General features: G+C 72.3%; 20 protein-coding genes and 1 tRNA gene. 12 read left to right on the forward strand and 9 right to left on the reverse strand.

Annotation, left to right across the window (positions count from 1 at the left end; translation table 11 throughout):
• Positions 1-5 precede the first annotated feature (5 nt).
• Together ABZ899_RS01185 and ABZ899_RS01190 are read right to left on the reverse strand one after the other, a co-directional pair.
• Positions 6-1463 carry an exopolysaccharide biosynthesis polyprenyl glycosylphosphotransferase gene (locus ABZ899_RS01185; protein ID WP_361338965.1) on the reverse strand — a complete coding sequence of 486 codons (1458 nt, stop codon included), beginning with the start codon at positions 1461-1463 and terminating at the stop codon, positions 6-8.
• The gene (locus tag ABZ899_RS01190) at positions 1460-2599 is read right to left on the reverse strand and encodes a glycosyltransferase (RefSeq protein WP_361338968.1); all 1140 of its coding nucleotides are present in this window, start codon (positions 2597-2599) and stop codon (positions 1460-1462) included. The genes ABZ899_RS01185 and ABZ899_RS01190 overlap by 4 nt, the downstream gene beginning before the upstream one ends.
• A 369-nt stretch (positions 2600-2968) precedes the next feature.
• On the opposite strand from ABZ899_RS01190, the gene ABZ899_RS01195 reads away from it, so the two are divergent.
• Together ABZ899_RS01195 and ABZ899_RS01200 are read left to right on the forward strand one after the other, a co-directional pair.
• Entirely contained in the window at positions 2969-3619 is a 651-nt protein-coding gene (locus tag ABZ899_RS01195; protein ID WP_361338970.1) for a hypothetical protein, read from the forward strand.
• Between the two features lie 163 nt (positions 3620-3782).
• Positions 3783-4064: a hypothetical protein gene (locus ABZ899_RS01200; protein WP_361339529.1), complete on the forward strand. Its 282-nt coding sequence runs from the start codon at positions 3783-3785 to the stop codon at positions 4062-4064.
• Positions 4065-4217: 153 nt separating this feature from the next.
• Here ABZ899_RS01200 and ABZ899_RS01205 read toward each other — a convergent pair whose 3' ends face one another.
• The 4 genes from ABZ899_RS01205 to ABZ899_RS01220 form a co-directional block, all read right to left on the reverse strand.
• Positions 4218-4538: a hypothetical protein gene (locus ABZ899_RS01205; RefSeq protein ID WP_361338972.1), complete on the reverse strand. Its 321-nt coding sequence runs from the start codon at positions 4536-4538 to the stop codon at positions 4218-4220.
• Positions 4539-4598: 60 nt separating this feature from the next.
• Positions 4599-4919, reverse strand: coding sequence for a hypothetical protein (locus ABZ899_RS01210; RefSeq protein WP_361338975.1), 321 nt, complete (start codon positions 4917-4919; stop codon positions 4599-4601).
• A 61-nt stretch (positions 4920-4980) separates the two neighbouring features.
• A complete protein-coding gene (locus tag ABZ899_RS01215) occupies positions 4981-5331 on the reverse strand; it encodes a hypothetical protein (RefSeq protein ID WP_361338977.1) in 351 nt (116 codons plus the stop codon).
• 440 nt (positions 5332-5771) lie between these two features.
• The gene (locus ABZ899_RS01220; RefSeq protein WP_361338980.1) at positions 5772-6038 is read right to left on the reverse strand and encodes a hypothetical protein; all 267 of its coding nucleotides are present in this window, start codon (positions 6036-6038) and stop codon (positions 5772-5774) included.
• 326 nt (positions 6039-6364) lie between these two features.
• Here ABZ899_RS01220 and ABZ899_RS01225 point away from each other — a divergent pair, with 326 nt between their 5' ends.
• The 5 genes from ABZ899_RS01225 to ABZ899_RS01245 all read left to right on the forward strand — a co-directional run bounded on the left by ABZ899_RS01225 (position 6365) and on the right by ABZ899_RS01245 (position 9903).
• On the forward strand, positions 6365-7123 hold the full coding sequence (locus ABZ899_RS01225; protein WP_361338982.1) for a beta-glucanase: 759 nt from the start codon (positions 6365-6367) through the stop codon (positions 7121-7123).
• Positions 7124-7223: 100 nt separating this feature from the next.
• Positions 7224-7814, forward strand: a complete 591-nt coding sequence (locus tag ABZ899_RS01230; protein ID WP_361338985.1) for a vitamin K epoxide reductase family protein — start codon at positions 7224-7226, stop codon at positions 7812-7814.
• Positions 7815-7923: 109 nt separating this feature from the next.
• The gene (locus tag ABZ899_RS01235; protein ID WP_361338987.1) at positions 7924-8415 is read left to right on the forward strand and encodes a tyrosinase family oxidase copper chaperone; all 492 of its coding nucleotides are present in this window, start codon (positions 7924-7926) and stop codon (positions 8413-8415) included.
• Complete coding sequence (locus ABZ899_RS01240; RefSeq protein ID WP_361338989.1) at positions 8399-9259, forward strand: tyrosinase family protein; 861 nt, start codon at positions 8399-8401, stop codon at positions 9257-9259. The genes ABZ899_RS01235 and ABZ899_RS01240 overlap by 17 nt, the downstream gene beginning before the upstream one ends.
• A gap of 62 nt (positions 9260-9321) precedes the next feature.
• Entirely contained in the window at positions 9322-9903 is a 582-nt protein-coding gene (locus tag ABZ899_RS01245) for a DUF2087 domain-containing protein (RefSeq protein WP_361338992.1), read from the forward strand.
• Between the two features lie 18 nt (positions 9904-9921).
• Here ABZ899_RS01245 and ABZ899_RS01250 read toward each other — a convergent pair whose 3' ends face one another.
• On the reverse strand, positions 9922-10881 hold the full coding sequence (locus ABZ899_RS01250; protein WP_361338994.1) for a D-2-hydroxyacid dehydrogenase family protein: 960 nt from the start codon (positions 10879-10881) through the stop codon (positions 9922-9924).
• A gap of 977 nt (positions 10882-11858) precedes the next feature.
• Here ABZ899_RS01250 and ABZ899_RS01255 point away from each other — a divergent pair.
• Entirely contained in the window at positions 11859-12998 is a 1140-nt protein-coding gene (locus ABZ899_RS01255; protein WP_361338997.1) for a hypothetical protein, read from the forward strand.
• A 1368-nt stretch (positions 12999-14366) separates the two neighbouring features.
• Here the strand turns inward: ABZ899_RS01255 and ABZ899_RS01260 are convergent.
• Positions 14367-14439 (reverse strand) — tRNA-Arg (locus tag ABZ899_RS01260).
• 321 nt (positions 14440-14760) lie between these two features.
• On the opposite strand from ABZ899_RS01260, the gene ABZ899_RS01265 reads away from it, so the two are divergent.
• The 4 genes from ABZ899_RS01265 (at position 14761) to ABZ899_RS01280 (ending at position 21081) form a co-directional block, all read left to right on the forward strand.
• A complete protein-coding gene (locus ABZ899_RS01265) occupies positions 14761-16368 on the forward strand; it encodes a dynamin family protein (protein WP_361339001.1) in 1608 nt (535 codons plus the stop codon).
• Positions 16369-16371: 3 nt separating this feature from the next.
• Positions 16372-18642, forward strand: a complete 2271-nt coding sequence (locus ABZ899_RS01270) for a GTPase (RefSeq protein WP_361339004.1) — start codon at positions 16372-16374, stop codon at positions 18640-18642.
• Positions 18643-18933: 291 nt separating this feature from the next.
• Positions 18934-19401: a single-stranded DNA-binding protein gene (locus tag ABZ899_RS01275; protein ID WP_361339006.1), complete on the forward strand. Its 468-nt coding sequence runs from the start codon at positions 18934-18936 to the stop codon at positions 19399-19401.
• Positions 19402-19662: 261 nt separating this feature from the next.
• A complete protein-coding gene (locus tag ABZ899_RS01280; RefSeq protein WP_361339009.1) occupies positions 19663-21081 on the forward strand; it encodes a Cys-Gln thioester bond-forming surface protein in 1419 nt (472 codons plus the stop codon).
• Between the two features lie 175 nt (positions 21082-21256).
• Here the strand turns inward: ABZ899_RS01280 and ABZ899_RS01285 are convergent, their stop codons facing one another.
• Positions 21257-21802 (reverse strand): hypothetical protein, encoded by a 546-nt coding sequence (locus ABZ899_RS01285; protein WP_361339012.1) that lies wholly within the window; start codon positions 21800-21802, stop codon positions 21257-21259.
• Positions 21803-21844: the final 42 nt, after the last annotated feature.

The following is a 21844-nucleotide window of genomic DNA, read 5'->3' on the forward strand; positions in this document are numbered from 1 at the left end:
GCAGCTCAGCTCCCCGTCGGCCGGACGAACTGGGCCGCCGTGCGCAGCAGGATGCAGATGTCCTGCCACAGCGACCAGTCGTCGATGTAGGCGTTGTCGTAGCGGGCCCGGTCCTCGATCGAGGTGTCGCCGCGCAGCCCGTTGATCTGCGCCAGCCCGGTGATCCCGGTGCGCATCCGGTGCCGCGCCTGATAGCCGGGGTGGGCCTGGCTGAACCGGTCGACGAAGTAGGGCCGTTCGGGCCGAGGGCCGACCAGGCTCATGTCCCCGCGGAAGACGTTCCACAGCTGGAGCAGCTCGTCCAGCGAGGTGTGGCGCAGGAAGTGGCAGAAGCGGCTCATGTCCTGCTGGTTCGCCACGCTCCAGCGGGTCGCCGCCTCGTGCTCGCTGGCGGGCCGGTGCGTGCGCAGCTTCAGCATCGTGAACGGCCGCCCGTCGCGCCCGATCCGCTCCTGGCGGAAGACGACGCCGGGCCCGTCCATGACCCGCAGCGCCAGGGCGCACCCCAGCAGCACCGGGCCGGTCAGCACCAGCAGCGCGCCCGACAGCAGCACGTCCAGCAGCCGCTTGAGCCCCGCGCCGGGCCGCCGTCCGTCCTCCTGCCGCAGCGGCCGGCGCGGGAACCCGGCCAGATGCCCGGTCCGGCCGCCGAGGCCGTACGGCCCGCGGTCGGCGTCCAGCTCCCACAGCGCGCACCCGGACGCGGCCAGCCCCCGCAGCACCGCCGCCTGCTCCACCCGGGTCGCGGCCCCCACGACCAGCACCGCCCCCACACCGTCGCGGACCACCGCCCGGCGCGCCTCCAGGGCCGTCGTGAACACCGCCGGCCCCGTCTCATCGGCCATGTCGCCGAGGGCGTCCGGGCCGTCGGCGACCAGCCCGACCGGCCGCACCCCGCAGTCCGGGCGGCGCAGCAGCGCGGCGGCCACCTGCCGGGCCGTCTCGAGCGGACCGACGACCAGCGCCGGACACGGCCGCCGCCGCAGCGCCCGGCGCCGCAGCCCCTGCACCACCGCCCGGCCCGCGCACGCCGCCGCGCAGTGGACGGCGACCACGGCGACCAGTGCCGACGGCGACAGCGACCGCAGCGGCGACAGCGCCGCCAGCACCGCCCAGCCGACGGCGATCCGGCCGCAGACGGCCGGCACGTCGTCCAGCGCCCCCCGGACCAGCGAGGTGTCGTACAGCCCGGCCCACCGGTTCAGCGCGAGCACCCCGACCGCCAGCACGGCGAGGAGCAGCGGATGCCGGTGCGCGGCGGGCAGCGCCGGCGCTCCGGCCAGGACCGCGCCGGCGTCGGCGAGCCACAGCGACAGCCGCGCGTCCGGCCGCCGGCGGCGCGGCCCGCGCCCGGCGGCCGGACCCCGTCCGCCGGAGAGGCCGCCGGGGGCGGGAACGGAGAGGGCGCCCTCGGGCGCCCGGTGCTGCCCCGCGGGCGAGGCGACGAAGCTTTCCGCGGTCATGTGGTGATGCACTTCCTGCCCTCGTAAGGTCCGACGACCGGCGCGGTGGGACCACCGAGCAGCTCGCGGTACACGTCGGTCACGGCGTCCGTGGCGCGCCGCAGATCGTGGGCGGCGAGCGTGTGGGCCCGGGCCAGCGCGCCGAGCTCGGCGCGCAGCGGCTCGTCGAGCAGCAGCGCCGTGAGCGCCCGGGCCAGCGCGACCGGGTCGTCCGGCGGCACCAGGCAGGCCGCACGCGCCGCGGACGGCAGGCTCTCGCGGGCCCCGTCCACGTCCGTCACCACGACCGGCCGGCCGCACGCCATCGCCTCCAGCGGCGCCAGCGCCATGCCCTCCCAGCGCGACGGCAGCACCACGACGTCGGCGGCCCGGTACCAGGGCGCGGCGTCCGCCACGGCCCCCGCGAACCGCACCGAGGCCGGCGCGCCGCGGCGCAGCCGCTCCCCGTCCGGACCGTCACCGACCAGCACCAGCCGCGCCCCCGGTACCTGCCGCGCCACCTCCGGCCACGCCCCGAGGAGCACGTCCTGCCCCTTCTGACGGCACAGCCGGCCCACGCACACCACCAGCGGCGCACCCGCCACGTCCGCACGCCCGCCCTCCGGCCGGAACCTGCCGGTGTCCACCCCGTTGGGGACCACCCGCCACTCGGCCCGGACGCCGTGCCGCCGCCCGGTGCGCCGCTCGGCCTCGCTCACGCACACCACCCGCCCCGCCCACCGCGCCCCCCACCGCTCCCAGCCCAGCGCCACCCGGTTCACGACGGGACCGGCGGCCTCGAACGACCAGGCGTGCGGCTGGAACACGGTCGGCACGGCGCCGCGCACCGCCAGCCGGGCCGCGAGCCCCGCCTTCGCGCTGTGCGCGTGCACCAGGTCGGGCCGCACCTCACGCACCAGCCGCGCCAGCCGCACCACCTCGCCGGGCAGCCGGGGCCCCGGAGCCCGGGTCGCGTCCCAGCGCCGTACGGCACAGCCCAGCGCGGTCAGCGCGTCCGTCAGGGTGCCGCCGGGCGGCGCGGCCACCGTCACCCGCCATCCGGCGGCGAGCTGAGCCGCCGCCAGGTCCGTCACGACCCGTGCCACACCACCCGCGACGGGCTGGGCGACATGCAGGATGTGCGGCACAACGCGCATGACCGAGGCTGCCCTTCCGGAGAAAAGAGTTCGAACCAGCAACACGATGTGTGGCGCGCGTCCCCGCCATAAGATTCCGCACCCGTTCACCTGGCTCTGTGGACCAAACGGCCTTTTGGACAGATGAGATGAACAGCACCAGCCACTTATCCATATTTATCGCCGATAGGGTCGGCGATCGTGGAGCGGATCCGTTTCGCGAGTGGTTTCCCGCGCCGGACCACCCGTTTGGAGCCGTGGCCGGGACGGTCTCCGGCGTCCACCCGATCAGCGCGTCCCGTGCCCTGTTCGGGGTCGCCGAATTCGACAGCGAGGTCATCGGGGGAGACGGTGATCGCACGACCCGAAACTCGCCGGAGGGAAACTCCATTGCGTGCTCCGACCACCCGGCACATCGCCACCTCGGCCCTGTGCGCGGCTCTCCTCCTGGGTGCGGTGGCGCCGGCCCTCGCCGCCCGCCCCGACGACACCCGCCCCGCCTCCCAGACGGCCGCCGCGGACCAGCGGGCGGTGCTCCGGGGGCAGACCGGCGCGTTGGCCGGCCTCGGCACCGTCCTGACCCCCGTGACCCGGCTGCTGGACTCCGCGCTTGCCGCGGACGACGACCCGCTCACCGCGGCGGAGGCGAAGAAGCTCGCCGACGCGGCCCGGGAGGCCGTCGCCCAGGCCCGCGAGGAGGCGCTGGCCGAGGCGGAGAAGGAACTGGCGGCCGCCCGCGAGGACGTCGAGGAGGCCCGTAAGGAGGCCGCGGAGGCGCGCGAGGATGCCCTCGCCGAGGCCGGCGTGGACACCGGGGCCACCGCCTCGAACCTCACGCCGGGCGCCCTCGACGCCCTGGGCAAGGCCGTGGACGGCCTCCTGACCGCCCTGCTGTCGGGCGGGACCGAGCAGGTGGACCCGGCGGCCGACGACGTGGTGAAGAAGCTCGTGAACGTCTCCGTCGCCACCCTGCTCGACCGCGGCCTGCCCGCCGCGCGCCTGCCCGGCCTGCCGCCCGCCGAGACCGGGACCGGTGCCTGAGGCGAAGCAGCCGCCGATTCCACGGCCCGTCGTGCCGGCTCCCGCCGGCCCGGCGGGTCTATTCGTATGAGTTCCAGGAACTTGACGACCGCGGAGTTTCCGTCGACTTCTCGTGTCGTTAGCCCGGGAGAACCACGTACGGATTCACCTGGAAAGGCACATGATGAAGAATCTGAAGGCCGCTGCCGTGGTCGCCGGATCGCTCGCGATCGCCGGCGCCGCTGTTCCCGCCTCCGCCGTGAACATGCCCGGGAGCGGCCTCGCCGACCATGGCACGGCGGTCGCCCGGAGCCTTCCCTCCGCCGCGAAGAACGTGCAGCGCACGGCGGACAAGGTGAAGGCCAACGTCCAGGACTCCGGCGTCGTGAAGACCCCGGTCTTCGGCGGCACCCTGCCCAACCCGGTCGACGGCCGGCTGCTCGGTGGCCTTCCGCTCAACAGGTGACGTCGCCGCGTCGTCCGGCGCGACGCGAAGGGCCGGCTCCGTACCCACGGAGCCGGCCCTTCGGCATGTACGGGGAGTGCCCGGACACGCCGATGGCGGTCCACCGAGAACCGGGGACCGCCATCGGACGACGCTGCGCTCAGAACGGACCGCTCAGAACAGCAGGCCGCCGACGTACACCGACTCGCGGCTCTGCTCGACCTTGCCGGTGTTGCAGCCGACGTACTTCGAGTTCGGGGCGATGACGACGCCGAGGACGGCACCGTTCGACCACGGGGCGATGCAACGACCGTCGATCAGGGTGCCGTTGACGACGGCAAGCCCCTGCTGCGGGCCGTTCACGACGACCGGGGACGAGGAGAAACCGCTACCGCCCTTGACGGTGGTGTCGCCGTTGTCCGCCGCGGCGGAGCCGCCGGTCGCGAGAACGATGCCCGCGGCGATGGCCGAAATGGCCGTAACCTTGTTACGCATGTACTGAGCCTTTCCGGGCTGCGTGTGGGTTTACCTGCTGCGAATTGCTCGGAGCAGGAGTCAGAAAAGGAGGCCGCCCTTGTGGAAGGAGCCGCGGCCCTGCTCGACCTTGCCGGTGTTGCAGCCGACGTACTTCGAGTTCGGGGCGATGACGGCGGCCAGGACGGCACCGTTGGACCAGGGGGCGATGCAACGGCCGTCGACGGCGGTGCCGTTGAGGACGACGACTCCCTGCTGCGGCGCGTTCACGACGACCGGGGAGGACGAGAAACCGCTACCGCCCTTGACGGTGGTGGTGTCGTTGTCGGCAGCGGCCGAGCCGGCGGTCGCGAGAACGATGCCCGCGGCGACCGCGGAAATGGCCGTAACCTTGTTGCGCATGTGCTGAGCCTTTCCTGGCTGCGAGGTGGTTTTACCTGCTGCGACGCGATCGGAGCAGGAGTCAGAAGAGCAGGCCGCCGCCGTGGACGGCCTTGCGGCCCTGCTCGACCTTGCCGGTGTTGCAGCCGACGTAGTGCGAGTCGGGCGCGATGACGGCCCCGAGAACGGCACCGTTGGACCACGGCACAGCGCAGCGAAGGTCGACGAGGGTGCCGTTGGCGATCAGAACGCCCTGCTGCGGCGCGTTCACGACGACCGGCGACGAGGAGAAGCCGCTCCCGCCCTTGACGGTGGTGGTGGAGCTGGTGCTGGAGCCGTCGCCGCCGTAGGAGCCGCCGGCGGAGGCGATGCCGGCGCTGCCGACGACGGTGCTGAGGGCGAGGGCCGTGATGACCGCGAACTTCCTGGGCAACTCGGTTCCTTCCTGAATTCACGGTTGCGCACGCTTACGAAAAGGAAACCCGTATATGCAGGCATAAGTCACGCGAGAACAATCAAACGCGCAGAGATTCCTTCGGATGGCTCAATGAGCGCGCTGGGCCGCTCAGTCCGCTTTAGGCTCATTCCGGGGCCGTCCGTGCAAATTACCGCCGAGCCCCGAATAGGGCTCCGCTCACGGCCCGGCGGGCGGCATGCCACCGGCCCACCGGCAAGGGGAGGGCCGGTGGGCCGGAGAGTTGGTTCACGGGGCCGGTCGGCCGGCGGGCCCGTCGTCCACGGAGCTGGAATCGCGGGTCCGTATCCAGCGCCCGGGCCTGCCGCCGCGCTTCGGCCGCCGAGAACCGGATCAGAGTCTCAGAAATTCCGGAGCCGGCTCTCGCCGGTCCGCCGACGCCTGAGAAGGCCGGGCCGTCACTTCTTGGGGAGCAGGGTGCCGAGTCCGGCGGAGGTCGGCGCCTTCAGCGGGTGCACCTCGACCGAGCCGCTGCCCGCCGGGTTCTTCACCGGGATCGTAGGGCGCCGGGCGGCGTTCGGGTCCATGCCGTCCAGGTAGATGCCGGACACCGAACCGGACTTCCGGTCGAACGCGGTGCCGTTGGCGACCTTGCCCTCCTTGGCCAGCCGCGTCACGGCATCGGTGGCCGGCAGGACCGCCGGGGACACCTTGGTCGGGGACATCAGCCCGAGCGGACCCGTGGACGAGCCCGCACCCCCCGTGGCGGCCGACGCCGCGACGGCCGAACCGCCCACAAGACCCGCTCCGATAGCCAACGCCGCAGTGGTGAAAATTGCCTTCTTCATGACTCACCTCGCATGAAAGTTCCTCTGATCCAACGGTGGGAGAACATAGCAGTCCCGATGTGGCAAAAATGCGGCCCGTTGCGCCATACGCGTGAAAGTGGTCGGGGTGAAGAATGCAATACGCAGAGGCATTCGGAGGGATTGCCATCTGGTCCGCGAATCAATTCATCGTATGGTGCCCCTAGTTCTGGTACACCACGTGCATGATCGGAAAGCTGAATTTCAGTGCGCTCGCCACCATGATCACCGAGGGTGTCAAGTTCGCGGCACCCCGGAACCCCGACCGGACCCTCGTCTGGGCGGAGGAGTTCGACGCCCCCGTCGACTGGGGCGCCCGATGGGTCGGTGACCGGACGAGCGCCTACCGCTACTGCGACCACAACCCGGACGACAACAAGCTCGACTGGCTCGACCCGCACTGCGTCACCGTCTCCGGCTCGGTGGCGACGTTCGCCGCCGCACCGTGCGGCCGCACCCTGGAGAACGGCCGGCCCGCCTGGCGCACCGGCCTGCTCACCACCGAGTACTCCGAGGAGGGCTTCCAGGTCAGGACCGGCGACCACATCGAGACCCGGGTCCTGCTGCCCTCCGCCACGGGGGCCTGGCCGGCCCTGTGGACCTGGAAGGACGGCGCCAACGAGGTGGACACCTTCGAGTACCACCCGGACAACCCGCATCTGCTGGAGCTGTCCAACCACGTCCGCGCCGCCACGAGTTACCACACCGACGGCGCCGCCATCGCCCCGGACACCTGGGTGACCATCGGCACGACCTACGGCGCACGGTGCGTCGAGTGGTACGTCAACGGCCAACGCGTCTACGCCGACGGCACCGGTGTCGGCCCCGACTGGTCGGCGTACCTGGTGCTCAATCTGTCGCTGTGCGCGGGGGAGCACCACCCGCCGCCCTGCGGCCCGGCGCCCATCACCTTCGGCGTGGACTACGTGCGCGTCCACCGCTGACCCCGCCGGCGTCGCCCGATCGGGCGGCCGGCCCGCACCGGGTCGGCCGCCCGGGTGAGCGCGGGCCTGACCGCCGCCGTGCCGTCGATAGGGTCGCGCGATGGCCACCGACACGAGGGCGCGCGGCAGCCGCCCGTTCGCCCTGCTGCTCGTCCTGTGCGGAGCGGCCGGGCTGCTCGCCTCCTGGGTCATCACGCTCGACAAGTTCAAGCTGCTGGAGGACCCCGACTTCACCCCGGGTTGCAGCCTCAACCCGGTGCTGTCCTGCGGCAGCGTGCTGGACAGCGACCAAGCCGAGGTGTTCGGCTTCCCCAACCCCATGCTGGGCCTGGTGACCTACGGCATCGTCGTCTGCGTCGGCGCGAGCCTGCTCGCCGGCGCCGCGTTCCCGCGCTGGTACTGGCTGACGTTCGAGGCGGGCTGCCTCTTCGGCGTCGGGTTCGTCTCCTGGCTGCAGTTCGAGTCCCTGTACCGGATCAACGCGCTGTGCCTGTGGTGCTGCCTGGCGTGGATCGCCACCATCACCCTGTTCTGGTACGTCACGTCCTTCGTCGTCCGCGCCGGCCTCCTGCCCGCCCCCGCGCCGGTGCGGTCGTTTCTCGCCGAGTTCACCTGGGTGCTGCCGGTCCTGCACATCGGGGTCGTCGGCATGCTCGTCCTCACCCGCTGGTGGGATTTCTGGACAAGCTGACTATTGGTGCGCCCGGGGCGACACGGCCCTCCTCGGGCGCCGGAGGTGACCGCGCGGCGACCCGGACTGTTACTCGTACGAACAGCCGAACAGTACGAAGGGGTGAGCCATGGAGTTCAGCGCGGGCCAGGAACCGCCGAGGGCGCGGCGGACGGACACCTCCGCGACCGGTGAACCGGTGCCACGGACCCGCAGGGACGCGGGCCGCTGGCTGCTCACCTCCGCCGTCGTCACGCTGGCCCCGCTCATCACCGCGTCCCGCCCGTACCCCACCGGCCCCGTGCCCGGCGCCGACGCCCCCTTCGACGAGACATACCTGGGCCGCCGTATCCGCGGCGCCCCGGTCGACCTCGGCAGCCGCGCCGCCCCCGCCGTCGAATGGCGGGTCACCGTCGACGGGCGCCCCCTGCACCTGATGCGCCGCGCCGACGGCTCCTGGCTGAGCATGGTCGACCACTACGGCTGGTACGGGACCCCGCTGGAGGCGACCCGCGCGGCCGTCGACGAGCTGGGCCCGCGCGGACAGCTGCGCGACCTCGCCCCCGGCCCCCTCCACGGCGGGCATCCGCACAGGGAGGCACAGTATGGCGTACGTGCGTAAGGACGTCAGCCGGCTGACCCGCACCGAGCGCCGGCGGTTCGTCGAGGCGCTCCTCGAGATCAAACGACGCGGCGTGTACGACGAGTTCGTACGGCTGCACATCGCGCACTTCGTCGGCGACGGAGACCGGGGCCTGCGCGCCGCCCACATGGCGCCGTCCTTCCTCCCCTGGCACCGCAGGTTCCTGCTCGACCTGGAGAACGCCCTGCGCCGCGTCGACTCCTCGGTGACCGTGCCGTACTGGGACTGGACGCGCGACCGCGGCACCACCGGCGTGCCCTGGACCGACGACCTGCTGGGCGGGAACGGCCGGTCCGGCGACCGGCAGGTGATGACCGGCCCCTTCGCCCACCGCGGCGGCCACTGGACGATCCGGGCGGGCGTCTCGGACGGCACGTTCCTCACCCGCGACCTGGGCCGCTCCCGCGGACCGATCGACCTGCCCACCAAGAGGGATCTCCAGCAGGCGCTGGACGACCCGGTCTACGACGTGGCCCCCTGGAACTCCACCTCCCCGCGGGGCTTCCGCAACAAGCTGGAGGGCTGGGGCCGCGGCCGGGACTCGTGGCGCAACCACAACCGTGTGCACCGCTGGGTCGGCGGTCACATGGTCGGCGGCGCGTCCGTCAACGACCCCGTCTTCTGGCTGGTCCACGCCTTCGTCGACCTGCAGTGGCAGCGCTGGCAGCAACGCCACCGCAAGCACCGCTACCTTCCCGCGCGCCCGCCCGGCCGGGACAGCGACCAGTACCGGCGGATCGTCTCCCGGCACGAGAGACTGCCGCCCTGGGACGTGACCCCGGACGAGCTGGAGGACGTCTCCGCGATCTACCGGTACGCGTAGCGCCCGCTCCCCGGCGGAAAACTCGCTCGGCGCGGCCCTGCCGGGCGCACTAGCCTCCCCGCATGGCCACCGAACCCGACACCGCGGAACAACTCGTCCGGCTGTTCGCCGAGGAGAGCCGCGCCCGCGCCTTCGCCGCCGTGGCGCTGGGCGCGGGAAGCCCCGAAGAGGTCGCGCGGACCGCCGGTCTGTCCCCGAGGGAGACGGCCGCGGCTCTGCGGCGCCTGCGGGAGCAGGGCGCGGTCACCACGGGCGACGACGGAGACCTGCGCGTGGCCTACGAGGTGTTCCGCGCGCGAGCACGCGCGGACGCCCGGCGCGGACCCGGCACGGACGAGGGGGGCACGGGGCAGACCATGGTCCTGCGCACCTTCGTCCGTGACGGCCGGCTCGTACGGCTGCCCGCGCGCTGGGCCCGCAAGAAGCTGGTCCTGCGCCACATCGCCGAGCAGACGTTCGAGCCAGGTGCGGAGTACCCCGAGCGCACGGTCGACGCCAAGCTGCGCGTCTGGTGCGAGGACAGCGACGAGATCGACCATGTGACCCTGCGCCGCTACCTGGTGGACCTCCACCACCTGCACCGGAGCGAGGGCGTCTACCGGCGCCCCGCCGCACCCCCGCACGACGAGGCCGCGGGCGCCTGACCCCGTCCCGGGCCGGCCTCAGGGGAGCCGCCGTACCGGAGACCCGTCCAGGTAGGCCCGGATGTCCTCCACGGCCTGCCCGTAGTACGTCGCGTAGTTGGCCTGCGAGACATACCCCAGGTGCGGGGTGGCGAGCAGCCGGGGCGCCGTGCGCATCGGATGGCCGGCGGGCAGCGGCTCGACGTCGAAGACGTCCACGCCGGCACCCGCGATACAGCCCTCGTGCAGGGCGGCGAGCAGGGCGTCCTGGTCGACGATCGCCGAGCGGGAGGTGTTGACCAGGTACGCGGTCGGCTTCATCAAGGCGAGTTCGGGCGCCCCGAGCAGCCCCCGGGTACGGTCGCCCAGCGCGAGGTGGATGGACACGAAGTCGCTGTCGGCCAGCAACTCCTCCTTGGACGCGGCCAGATGGACGCCCACCTCGGCGGCGTACTCCTTGGTGAGGTTCTGGCTCCAGGCGGTCACCCGCATCCCGAAGGCCAGACCGACCCGGGCCACCCGGCTGCCGATCCTGCCGAGGCCCAGCAGCCCGAGGCGGCGGCCGTGCAGATCGGCACCGACCGTGCTCTGCCACGGCCCGCCGGACCGCAGCGCCCCGCTCTCCTCGACGATCCCGCGCGCGAGGCCCAGCAGCAGCGCCCAGGTCAGCTCGACGGGCGGGGTCGAGGAACTGGCCGTACCGCAGACCGTGACGCCGTGCGCCTCGGCGGCGGCGTAGTCGATGACCGAGTTGCGCATACCGGACGCGACCAGCAGCTTCAGCCGGGGGAGGCGGGCGAGGAGGGAGGCGGGGAAGGGGACCCGCTCGCGCAGGGTGACCACGATGTCGAAGTCGGCCAGCGCCGCCGCCAGGCCGTCCTCGTCCGGGAAGTGCGTGGTGAACGGCACGACCTCGACGTCGTCCGCGACCGGCGACCAGTCGGCGATGCCGGTGGCCACGTCCTGGAAGTCGTCGAGCAGGGCACAGCGCAGACGCACGGGATCACTCCTCCGTCGGTTCCGTTGGGGGGACTCTACGGAAGGGGGTGCCGGGACCGGCGCTTGCACGGTGATCCACAGGGAGGGCTCCACGTCGCCGCGCGTACTCGTCGCGGGGAAGCGGCTTCGGGGGCCGCGTCGCTCGGCGTCGAAGGAGGGCGGGGCGCTTCGCCCGAGGTGCGGCTGCTCCTGCGGGACCGGGCGGAAGGGACGGGGCGAGGGGCGGAAAGGACGAGGCGAGCGCTGCCTGCGCCACGCTTGGCGGCGGTGCTCACGCACACGATCCGCCGGTCGGACGGCGACCTGGACGGGGATCTCTGGAGATCCGTACGGCCCTGCGGCGGCTCTCAACGGAGAGCTGACGCTCACCGCCCGCAGGACGCGCCGGAGCGCCTGTGCCGCCCCGGTCGTGTGCGTCGACGCTCTCGTGCCCATCGGCCGGAGGGCCGATGCGGTCCAGGGCGCTTTCGTCCGGCACGGTGGGAGTTGATCTGGGCATGTCGCTGTCTGACGCCCGGTGGGCGCGGATCGAGCCGTGGCTTCCGGACCGGACGCCGGAGAGGGGTGGCGTCGGCGGGACCACCGTGGGGTGATCGACGCGATCGCCTTCACGTTCCGGACGGGGACGCAGTGGGTCCCCCCGCCGGAGATACGGCGACCGGCGAGGCGTCCACGACCGACTGCGGATGCGGGTCGTCGATGGCACGGATCGTGGCCAGGCTCACCCGGGGGAGTGAAGATCGGGAACTCGTCGACTCAGAGGGCCGTCGTGGATCGGGTGTACCGCGCCCGGAGTACGGGACGGCCGGGCGCCACCAGGCCCGGGGAAGGCCCCGCCCGGGCCTGGTGCCCCCTGCCCGGCCCGGCGCGGGCAGCCCGAAGTGACGGGACGGAGTTCCGCTGCGGTTGCCGCCCCTGCCCCCACCGCGTTACCTGGAACAGGGCGGAGCGAGGCTCACGGAGCGCGAGGAGCGGTGATGATCACGCAAGACCAGGTCGATCGAATTCTCCGGCTGAACGGGAACGGACTTCCGTTGGTCTCGCTCTACATCCCCGCGGAACCGGACAGGGTGGGCCGCCGCGCGTTCCTGACCCGGGTGGCGAGCCTGCTGGACAGCATCCGGCCCCTCGCGGAGGACCGCTCACTCGACCACGCCGCGCGGCTCTCGCTCCGCGACGACATCGCGAAGATCGAGAACTCGCTCGAGGAGGAGCCCCACAGACCGGGCGCCGTCGCCGTCTTCTCCTGCAGCGGCAACGGCGTCTACGAGCAGGTGTGGCTGCCGCGAAGCACCCGCGAACGCGTCGTGGTGGACGCCGATCCGTACGTCCGTCCGATGCTGGGCGTGCTCGACGAGTACTACCGCACCTGCGCGGTCATCGTGGACAAGGGGGTCGGCGAGGTCTGGGAGCACTACATCGACGAGGCCCGGGAGCTGGAGACGATCCGCGACCGTACGCTGCGCAAGCCCAACTACGCCGCGGGGCTCGGCGTCGAGGCCCGGGTCCGCAACAAGGCCGACGAGCTCAGCAAACGGCACTACCGGCGGCTCATCGGCGAGCTGAAGCAGCTGTTCGGGACCGGGCGCTTCGACCTGCTGGTCGTCGGCGGCCACTCTTATGAGGTACCGGCCTTCATCGAATTCTTCCCGCGCGAACTGCGGGACCGGCTCATCGGCAGCTTCACCGTCGACCGCGAGACCGCCACGCCCGAAGACATCAAGCAGAAGGTGCAGGAACTCGTCTCCGACCACGCACACCAGGAGCAGCGACAGCTCGTCGGCGAGATCCTCGAAGCCAAGGCGGCCCGGCGGCCCGCCGCCGTCGGGCTCGACGAGACGCTGTGGGCGGCCTCGCTGGCCGCGATCCGGACGCTGGCGGTGGACGAGGGGGCGGCTGCCCCAGGCGTCCTCTGCGACCGGGACGGGCTGCTTGCGCGCTCGGGAAAGACCTGCCCGCTCTGCGGGGAGCCGCTGCGCGAGGTCCCCGACATCATCGACGAACTGACCCAGACCGTCATCGACGACGGCGGCGAGGTCCGGCACATCGAGCCGGAGACGGAACTTCGCGCGCACCAGGCAGGGGCGCTGCTGCGCTTCGAACTTCCCCCGCAGTAGGCCGGCGCAGATAGTTCGCTGGATCCTTTGACCACGTCGCAAATCGGAGTAATGCTTGTCAATAGGACCGGTCAACCACGACAGGGCTCCCTCGCGGAGCACCTGTCGGGCACCGGCCAGGTCCCCGGCGAGTTCTGAGAGACGAGTAGTCGGTTGATCGGAGATTTCCGGGGACCGTCTGTGTACACGACGCCCTCGGGCCCGGATCGACGACCCGGGCCCACTCTCGTGGCTGTACCTTCTCGGCGGTGCGCAGGCATGCCGTCACCCCGGTCGACGTCAGCCGCGGCACAGCGCCGAAGCGACGAGCCGCGGCCCGTCCCCGACGCCACCCCTCGGTTCTCGCCCTGGAAACAGAAGATGGCCCGGCTTGAGTCCCTCGTCTTCGATGTGCTGCCGCAGGATGCGGGTGAGACCGGGATGCCCCGGCACCGCGCTCCACCGCGAGCCGAAGCAACCCGGTGGCAGCCGGACGGCGGCACCGGAGTCTCCCCATGACTGACAGGGGCGGGCACCTGGGCTTCGTCGTGTGTGGCTGAACTTACCGTGACCAGCAAAAACGCCCTCCCGGGGGAGGGCGGAGACTGGGCGCCCCGGCAGGACTCACTCTGCGGCCAAGCGCTTGGCGTGATCACTGGCGCACTCCCTCTGATCTGCGCTTCTCGGAGGTAAAGCGGGAAACTTCGGCGTCTTCGACACGCATTCGACAGAGGAGCGGGCGACACAGGTCGGCTGAAGCCGCACGCCCGGGGTATCCGCTTGGACATGCTTGCCTTAATCGCCTACCGCTCGTACCACGGCGCAACGACCGTGTGGGCCTTCGTCGTTGCCATTCTCATCGTGCTGGTGGCGGGTTGGTACGTCCGGCATCGCAGGTAGGTGCGAAACCCGCCTTGGGGGCGAGGCTGGGGGACTACAGGCGTGACCTGAGGATCCCCGTCTCGGTCAACGTGGGGCGGTCTGCACCCTGGAAGACCTCGCCACTGCTCAGCTCGGTGACAGTCCGGGCATAGTTCGTACAGATCGCCCCACCAGCGCCGCCCGCGGTTGTCCCAGATCCGATATCCGCCGGGCACGCCTCGGGCGACGTATCGCCGCTTCGCAATGACCCTCGCCGGGCTTGGCGGAGTGCTCGCAGGGCAGTGCTGGCCCCTCATGTCTTCGACTCGCCGACCGGTAAGCGGGTGTACGGCAACGGGCACACTCGCCTGACCAAGTGGCTCAATAACGGGGTGCCGCCCGCTCAGGTGGCCGAGTGGGCCCGGAGTCTCCCCATGATCGGCAGGGGGGTGCCCGGGGCTTCGTCATGTCGGGCGCTACCTGCTCTGAACAGCAAAAACGCCCTCCCGAGGGAGGGCGGAGACTGGGCGCCCCCGGCAGGACTCGAACCTGCGGCCAAGCGCTTAGAAGGCGCCTGCTCTATCCACTGAGCTACGGGGGCCGGTTGTGGTGGCCTCGTTCGTGGTGCCCGGGTCTGGGCCGTTCCGTGACGTTGCCGGGGACAAGGATAGGGCTCCCGCATCCGTGTCCCTCTCGCTTCGCCTCCGTGGCTCGATGTGGAGGTTCAGTGAAGCGGTCCTGATAATCGCAGGCAGGTACGAATCGTGCACTGCTTTTGGCCTCTCGCGCACCGGGTGTTGTGCACTCGTTATGCCTGGACTATGCCTCTGTCCCGGTCGTCCCTTCCGTCCCTTGTGTCTTATCGGCACGCAGACATGGTCATATGCTTCAGAAATCCCCTAAAATTGGGCATTCTTCGCATGTGGTGACCTTGGACGTACGGCCTCAGCTGCTCGACGCACTTTCCGCCCTGCGCGACCGTGTCGCGGCCGCACGCTTCCCGCTGCCCCTGGCAGGGGCGCCACGCGCGCGTGCCAACCGTGACGAACTGCTCGCCCAGCTCGACGACTATCTGGTGCCCCGCCTCAAAGAGCCCGAAGCGCCACTTCTGGCCGTGGTGGGCGGGTCCACCGGCGCCGGCAAGTCGACGCTCGTCAACTCTCTCGTGGGCCGGCGCGTGACCGAAGCGGGGGTGTTGCGACCGACGACACGCACCCCGGTGCTGGTCTGCCATCCGGAGGACCATCACTGGTTCAGCGGGATGCGTGTTCTGCCCGACCTCACGCGCGTGTGGGCCCCCGAACAGGATCCGGCCGAGGAGCTGATGCTGCCCGGTGAGGAGACCGAGCGCGTCCTGCGGATCGAGACCGCGGACACGCTCCCGGCGGGACTCGCCCTCCTCGACGCGCCCGACATCGATTCCCTGATCGCGGACAACCGCGCCCTGGCCGCCGAGCTGATCTGCGCGGCCGACATCTGGATCATGGTCACGACGGCCGCCCGGTACGCCGACGCCGTGCCCTGGCACCTGCTGCGCACCGCCAAGGAGTACGACGCCACCCTCGTGACCGTCCTGGACCGGGTCCCCCACCAGGTCGTCTCCGAGGTGTCCCGGCAGTACGGCGCGCTGCTCACCAAGGCCGGACTCGGCGAGGTGCCCCGCTTCACCGTCCCCGAACTGCCCGAGTCGGCGTGGGGCGGCGGACTGCTTCCGGCCACCGCCGTGGCACCGCTGCGCACCTGGCTCACCCATCAGGTCCAGGACCCGTCGGCCAGGACCCACGCCATGGCCCGTACCGCCAACGGCCTGCTGGACTCCCTCAAGGCCCGCATGCCCGAGCTGGCCGGTGCCGCCGCCGCCCAGTACGCCGCCGCGCTCCGGCTGACCGGCGCGGTCGACGCCGCCTACGACAGCGAGTACGCACGCCTGCGTGGCCGGCTCCAGGCCGGTGCCGTGCTCGCCGGGGACGCCCTGAAGCGGTGGCGGGCCTTCCCCCTCGACTGCACGGCGGGGGAACTCCTCGACTCGCTGGTCGAGAGCCTCAGCACCCTCCTGCTGTGCGCCGTCACCGCCGCCGACGAGCGCGTCGACGACGCCTGGCGGCGCGAACCGGCCGCGGCCGCACCCGAGCTGACGGCCCGGGACCCCCGGCCCGAGAGCGTGGAGCACCGCATCGGCGTGGCGGTACGGCGGTGGCGCCGGGAGCTGGAGGAGTACGCCGAGGACGAGGTCACCGATCTCGAGCGCAGCGTCGCCCCGGACCCCGAGGTCGTCACCGCGCTCGTCGCCACGGCGCTGCTCGGCGGGCGCCGGGCACGGTCCGCCGGGGAGGGGCTCGCGGAGCGGATCGGGGCCCACGGGGCGCTGCGGCTGCGCGACCGCGCCGGACGGCTGCTCAACGAGCACCTGGACCGGGTCATGCTCAGCGAACGTGAGCGCCGGCTCGCGCCTCTCGACGCCCTCGAGGTCCACCCCGACCCCCAGGCCGAACTCATCGCCGCGTTGTCCGTACTGCAGAAGGAGAGGTGACCGGTGACTGCCGTCACTGACCAGGACCACACGGAACACACCGATCAGCAGCAGGAGGACGGCGGCCGCGGCGTCCCCGGAGAGAGCGCCCCGCGCGGTGGCTCTCCGGCGGACGGCCTCCCGGCCGTGGGCGCTCGTGCGATGGAAGGACCCGGCTCGCACGAGGCCGTCGCCCAGGAGTCGGAGCGGCGCAAGCTCTGGAGGAAGCCCGTGAAGCGGGAGGCCCCGGCGGGTGGCGACCGCGCAGACGACGGCCACACGCGTGTGGCGGCCGACAGAGACCCCGCGCGCGGGACCGCCCCCGAGGCACGGGGCCGTACGGATGCCGACACGCCGGTGCCCGACGACGCCCCGGGCCACCCCGTCGGCGTACCCGAGCCGGGAGGCCGGCAGGAGGCCGGGACGCCGTCCGCGCGGGGCGGCGGTACGCAGGATGCCGGGGAATCGGGGGAGGACGGCGGCTCGCCCCGTCGTACCGCCACCGGTGACGGTACGTCCTCGGCGTCCGGGGCTGCCGACGGTTCCACCGCGGACACCGCCTCCGGATCGTCCTCCGGCGGTACGGAGTCCTCGACGCCCTGGGACGACGGTCTGATCGCGCGGCGCGTGAACGAGACCACCACGGGGGAGCAGACCGCGATCGTGGAGCCCCGCGCGTCCGCGCCGCACGCCGTGACGCCGCTCGCCTACGACGGGCCGCTGCGCTCCCGACTCGACGCGCTGCGCGAACTCGTGGGCCTCTCGCGTACGCGGCTCGACAACCGGACGCTCTCCGAGGCCGGACGGGTCCTCGACGAGGCGGCCGCCCGGCGCAGACTGTCCGGGCAGCACACCGTCGTCGCCATCGCGGGTGCCACCGGCAGCGGCAAGTCCCAGTTGTTCAACGCGCTCGCCGGCGTGACGATCTCCGAGACCGGCGTACGGCGGCCGACCACCGCCTCACCGCTCGCGTGCAGTTGGAGCGACGGCGCGGCGGGACTCATCGACCGTCTCGGCATCCCGCCCCGGCTGCGCCGCCGGCCCGCGCAGAACGCGGCGGCCGACGGCCAGCTGCGCGGACTCGTCCTGGTCGACCTGCCGGACCACGACTCCGCGGCCGTCCAGCACCGCGAGCAGGTGGACCGGGTGCTCGGGCTCGTGGACGCGGTCATCTGGGTGGTCGACCCCGAGAAGTACGCGGACGCGGTCCTGCACGAGCGCTATCTGCGGCCCATGGCCGGGCACGCCGAGATCATGTTCGTCGTCCTCAATCAGATCGACCGGCTGCCCGGCGAGGCCACCGACCAGGTCCTCGATGATCTGCGGCGGCTCCTCGACGAGGACGGCATCGCGCTGGGCGAGCACGGCGAACCGGGTGCCGTCGTCCTGGCACTGTCCGCGCTGACCGGGGAAGGCGTCGGCGACCTGCGGGAGGCGCTCGGGCAGTTCGTGGCGGAACGCGGGGCCGCGGCGCGCCGGATCGCCGCCGACGTGGACGCCGCCGGGTGGCGGCTGCGGCCGGTGTACGCGGCGAGCAGGCGGACGGGTCTGAGCGAGGAGGCGCGGGACGAGTTCTCCGCCCGGCTCGCGGACGCCATCGGGGCCACCGCGGCGGGGGAGGCCGCCGAGCGGTCCTGGCTGCGCAACGCCAACCGCGCCTGCGGGACGCCCTGGCTGCGGCTGTGGCGGTGGTACCAGGACCGGGGCGAGTCGACGACCGGACGGCTGTCCCCGCGGGTGCAGGCGGACGAGGAGGCCACGGCACGCCAGCGGGTCGAGCAGGCGGTGCGGACGGTCACGGAGCAGGCGTCGGCCGGGCTTCCCACGCCGTGGGCGCAGGCGGTGCGCGAGGCGGCCGTACGGGGCGCCCAGGGGCTGCCCGAGGCGCTGGACGATCTGGCGGCGCGGGCCGGACTGCCGCCCGGGCGGCCGCCGCGGCCGGGCTGGTGGCCGGCGGCCGTGCTGGCGCAGGCGTCGATGACGATCCTCCAGGTCGTCGGCGGGCTCTGGCTGGCGGCGCAGATCATCGGCGTCATGGCGCCCAACCTGGGCGTGCCGGTGCTGCTGATGGTGGCCGGCATCATCGGCGGGCCGCTCGTCGAGTGGGGCTGCCGGATGGCGGCCCGAGGACCCGCGCGACGCTACGGCCAGGAGGCGGAACGGCGGCTGCGGGAGGCGGCGGCCGGGTGCGGACGGGCCCGGGTGCTGGATCCGGTGGCGGCGGAGCTGCTGCGGTACCGGGAGGTCCGGGAGCAGTACGGGAGGGTGATGGGGGTGGGGTCGCCGGCGAGGTGACGAGGCCGGACGGATCGAGGGTGGCGCGGGCGTGAGGGGGTCACCCACGTCACCCACCCGAGTGCCGGAGATTTCCACAGGTCCGGCCGTGGTCCACAGGGCTCAGCGGGCTCGGCCCGACGGAGGCAGTCTGGCTCCGCGGCGATCGCGACGGACGTGATCGGCCGCGGCGCCGGCGGCGCACCCCGGACGTACCGGGGGCGAGGCCGGCAGGCCGGACGCAGCCGTACGGGACGGGCCCGTACGCGTTTCGGCCCGGCGTACAGCGGCCGGGCCGGGGAGGGGTTCGAGATGAACGAGACGATCATCTGCGCGGTGGGCAACGTGGCGACGCAGCCGGTGTACCGGGAGCTGCCGACGGGGCCGTCGGCGCGGTTCAGGCTGGCGGTGACCTCGCGGTACCTGGATCGCGCGAAGAACGAGTGGACCGACGGACACACCAACTTCTTCACGGTCTGGGCGAATCGGCAGCTCGCCACGAACGCGGCCGCGTCGCTGAACGTGGGGGATCCCGTCGTGGTGCAGGGCCGATTGAAGGTGCGGTCGGACGTGCGCGAGGGGCAGAGCTGGATGTCGGCGGACCTCGAGGCGACGGCGATCGGACACGATCTCGCGCGCGGCACCTCGGCGTTCCGGCGTGCGTCCAGGCCGGAGCCGGGCGCCGCCGCCGCGACCGGGCACCCCGAACCGGATTGGGAGACACCGCCGTCGGCAGGACCGGAGGCTCAACACGCGGAAGAGGTCGTGACGGTGACGTGAGGTCAGTCACAGATCCGAGCTGACCGGACTGCGGCTTATCGGCGAATGCGTTCCGAACGACCCCGGTGGATTTGTCGATAAGCCCTGCTCGCAAAGGATCTTGGCGATAACGATTACGAGTCGGATCGGCCGTCCGGCGGGATCCCGGGGAAGCGTGGTGCGCCGCGTACCTAGGATGCCGGGCATAGCTCACGGGGCTTCTGATTCTGCTGGTGGGACCGTACCCCCCACGTCAACGGGTCCTGCTCGAAGGGGAATTAAGTGTTTGCTGCGTTCTCCGCGCTGTCGGTGCGCGGGCGAGGGGCGGCCCGTTTCGCCGCCACGACCCTGGTGTCCGGACTGGTCGCCGCATCCGTGGCGGTCGGCGCCGGCACCGCCGCGGCCGACGGGGCGACGCTGAGCCAGGGCGGGGCGACCGCCACCATAGGCGGCCTGAAGACGTACGGCGCCGCGGTCGTGCACACCGGCACCGGTGACCAGCAGCTCTCGGCGGGCCTGTTCGAGATGTCCGTCGACGGCGGCGGCGCCCTCCAGACCTACTGCGTCGACATCCACAACCCCACGCAGCGCGACGCGAGATACCACGAGACCCCGTGGAGCAGCACTTCACTGGGCGCCAACAAGGACGCCGGCAAGATCCGCTGGATCCTGCAGAACTCCTACCCGCAGGTGAACGATCTCGCCGCGCTGGCCGACCGGGCCGGGGTCGACGGGGTCCTCTCCGAGCAGGACGCGGCGGCCGGTACGCAGGTGGCCATCTGGCGCTACTCGGACGGCGTGGACGTCGAGGCGGTGGACCCGCAGGCCGAGCGGCTCGCGGACTACCTGGAGGGGAACGCGCGGAACACGGCCGAACCCCGGGCGTCCCTGACGCTCGACCCGCCCGCGATCTCCGGGCACCCCGGTGAGCGGCTCGGCCCGGTGACGCTGCGCACGGACGCGGCCAGCGTGTCCGTGACCCCGCCTGCGGACGCCGCGACCAGCGGGGTGCGGATCGTGGACCGGGAGGGCCGGGCCGTCACCTCGGCCGTGGACGGCAGCCAGCTGTTCTTCGACGTACCCGAGGACGCCGCGGCGGGCCAGGCCGAGCTGTCCGTGCAGGCCTCGACGACCGTGCCGGTCGGACGCGCCCTGGCGGCGGACAACCGCAGCCAGACCCAGATCCTCGCCGGTTCCAGCGAGTCGACCGTCTCGGCGACGGCGAGCGCGACCTGGGCGAAGACCGGGGCCATACCCGCGCTGTCCGCGGTGGAGAACTGCGACAAGGGCGGCGTGGACATCACCGCCTCCAACAAGGGCACCGAGGCGTTCACCTTCGAACTGCTCGGGACCGAGTACACCATCGCGGTCGGTGAGTCGCGCACGGTGACGGTGCCGCTGCAGGAGGACCAGGCGTACGACTTCACGATCCAGGGGCCGGGCGGCTTCCAGAAGCGGTTCGCGGGCGTCCTGGACTGCATGACGCGGGCTGGCGAGGCCGACGCTGCGGGCAGCACCACACAGACCCTGACCGAGCCCAGCCCCGTCACGGTCGGCTCCCCGGTCGACGACACCAACCTCGCCGCGACCGGCGGCTCGGACATGACCCCGCTGATCGCGGGCTTCGCCATCGGCCTGGTCGTGATCGGCGGTGCGGTGCTCGTCATCGTCCGCAAGAGGGAAGCCCGGACGCAGGGCTGACGTCGCCCGCGGCCTGCGGCCCCCGGGGAACCGCAGGCACCGGACCGGCCGGGGCGGGCGAACGGGCCGTGTGTTACTTGCCGCCGTAGGGCATGAAACAGCCCCTCACCAGTGGTTTTCCTGTCGATGAGGGGCCGTGTCAGGAGGCTTGGGCCGTCTCTGGGCCGTCGCCCTGCTAAACCGCGCTCTGAGCGGCGGTCCGTCCGGCCATGCCGCCACCACCGGCGCCAACTCCGCCGCGCGGGGCCTGCGCGCTGTGGCCGTCGGCCTCGAACCTCCCGTCCCGCAGCTCGAAGCGCTCGGGGAGCGAGCAACCGATCGACGGGGTGATCAGCAAGCTCGCGGTAACGGGCGCGGGGTCGGTGCTCGCCGTCGAGAACTCGCAGATCGCGCCCCGCCCGGTGACTGGGAACCAGAACCAGCCGTCCGCCGCGCCGACCCGTACCTCGTCCGACAGTACGAACCGGCCGTGCTGCCGAACGAAGGCTTTCAAGCGGACGGAGGCTTTCAGCGGGTCGACGGTGGACCGAATCGCGGTCAGGGTGAACTTGACGTTCTCGTCCGCGTCCAGGACCGAGGACGCGATCTGCCTGGTCTCGCTCGCCCGCCCGCCGTTTGTGCGCCCGTGGTCGGCTTCGGAGCTTTCGGCAGGGGCACTCAGCATGGCGGCGGTCGCCGCGGCGGTGACCAGCACCGCACTGCCGCGCGCGAGCGCGGCCACTTGTATCGGCATGATTCCTCCTTGATGGTCATGCGCCTCATT

Origin of the sequence: Streptomyces sp. NPDC046859, assembly GCF_040645135.1 — a bacterium.
GTDB lineage: Bacteria > Actinomycetota > Actinomycetes > Streptomycetales > Streptomycetaceae > Streptomyces.

Excerpts from the sequence above, each read along its gene's own strand:
- ABZ899_RS01240 (WP_361338989.1), top strand. The coding sequence starts at position 8,399 with ATGGCGTACGTGCGTAAGGACGTCAGCCGGCTGACCCGCACCGAGCGC.
- ABZ899_RS01245 (WP_361338992.1), top strand. The coding sequence starts at position 9,322 with ATGGCCACCGAACCCGACACCGCGGAACAACTCGTCCGGCTGTTCGCC.
- ABZ899_RS01225 (WP_361338982.1), top strand. The coding sequence starts at position 6,365 with ATGATCGGAAAGCTGAATTTCAGTGCGCTCGCCACCATGATCACCGAG.
- ABZ899_RS01205 (WP_361338972.1), bottom strand. The coding sequence starts at position 4,538 with ATGCGTAACAAGGTTACGGCCATTTCGGCCATCGCCGCGGGCATCGTT.
- ABZ899_RS01255 (WP_361338997.1), top strand. The coding sequence starts at position 11,859 with ATGATCACGCAAGACCAGGTCGATCGAATTCTCCGGCTGAACGGGAAC.
- ABZ899_RS01220 (WP_361338980.1), bottom strand. The coding sequence starts at position 6,038 with ATGTCCCCGACCAAGGTGTCCCCGGCGGTCCTGCCGGCCACCGATGCC.
- ABZ899_RS01235 (WP_361338987.1), top strand. The coding sequence starts at position 7,924 with ATGGAGTTCAGCGCGGGCCAGGAACCGCCGAGGGCGCGGCGGACGGAC.
- ABZ899_RS01200 (WP_361339529.1), top strand. The coding sequence starts at position 3,783 with ATGAAGAATCTGAAGGCCGCTGCCGTGGTCGCCGGATCGCTCGCGATC.
- ABZ899_RS01210 (WP_361338975.1), bottom strand. The coding sequence starts at position 4,919 with ATGCGCAACAAGGTTACGGCCATTTCCGCGGTCGCCGCGGGCATCGTT.
- ABZ899_RS01230 (WP_361338985.1), top strand. The coding sequence starts at position 7,224 with ATGGCCACCGACACGAGGGCGCGCGGCAGCCGCCCGTTCGCCCTGCTG.
- ABZ899_RS01185 (WP_361338965.1), bottom strand. The coding sequence starts at position 1,463 with ATGACCGCGGAAAGCTTCGTCGCCTCGCCCGCGGGGCAGCACCGGGCG.
- ABZ899_RS01275 (WP_361339006.1), top strand. The coding sequence starts at position 18,934 with ATGAACGAGACGATCATCTGCGCGGTGGGCAACGTGGCGACGCAGCCG.
- ABZ899_RS01190 (WP_361338968.1), bottom strand. The coding sequence starts at position 2,599 with ATGCGCGTTGTGCCGCACATCCTGCATGTCGCCCAGCCCGTCGCGGGT.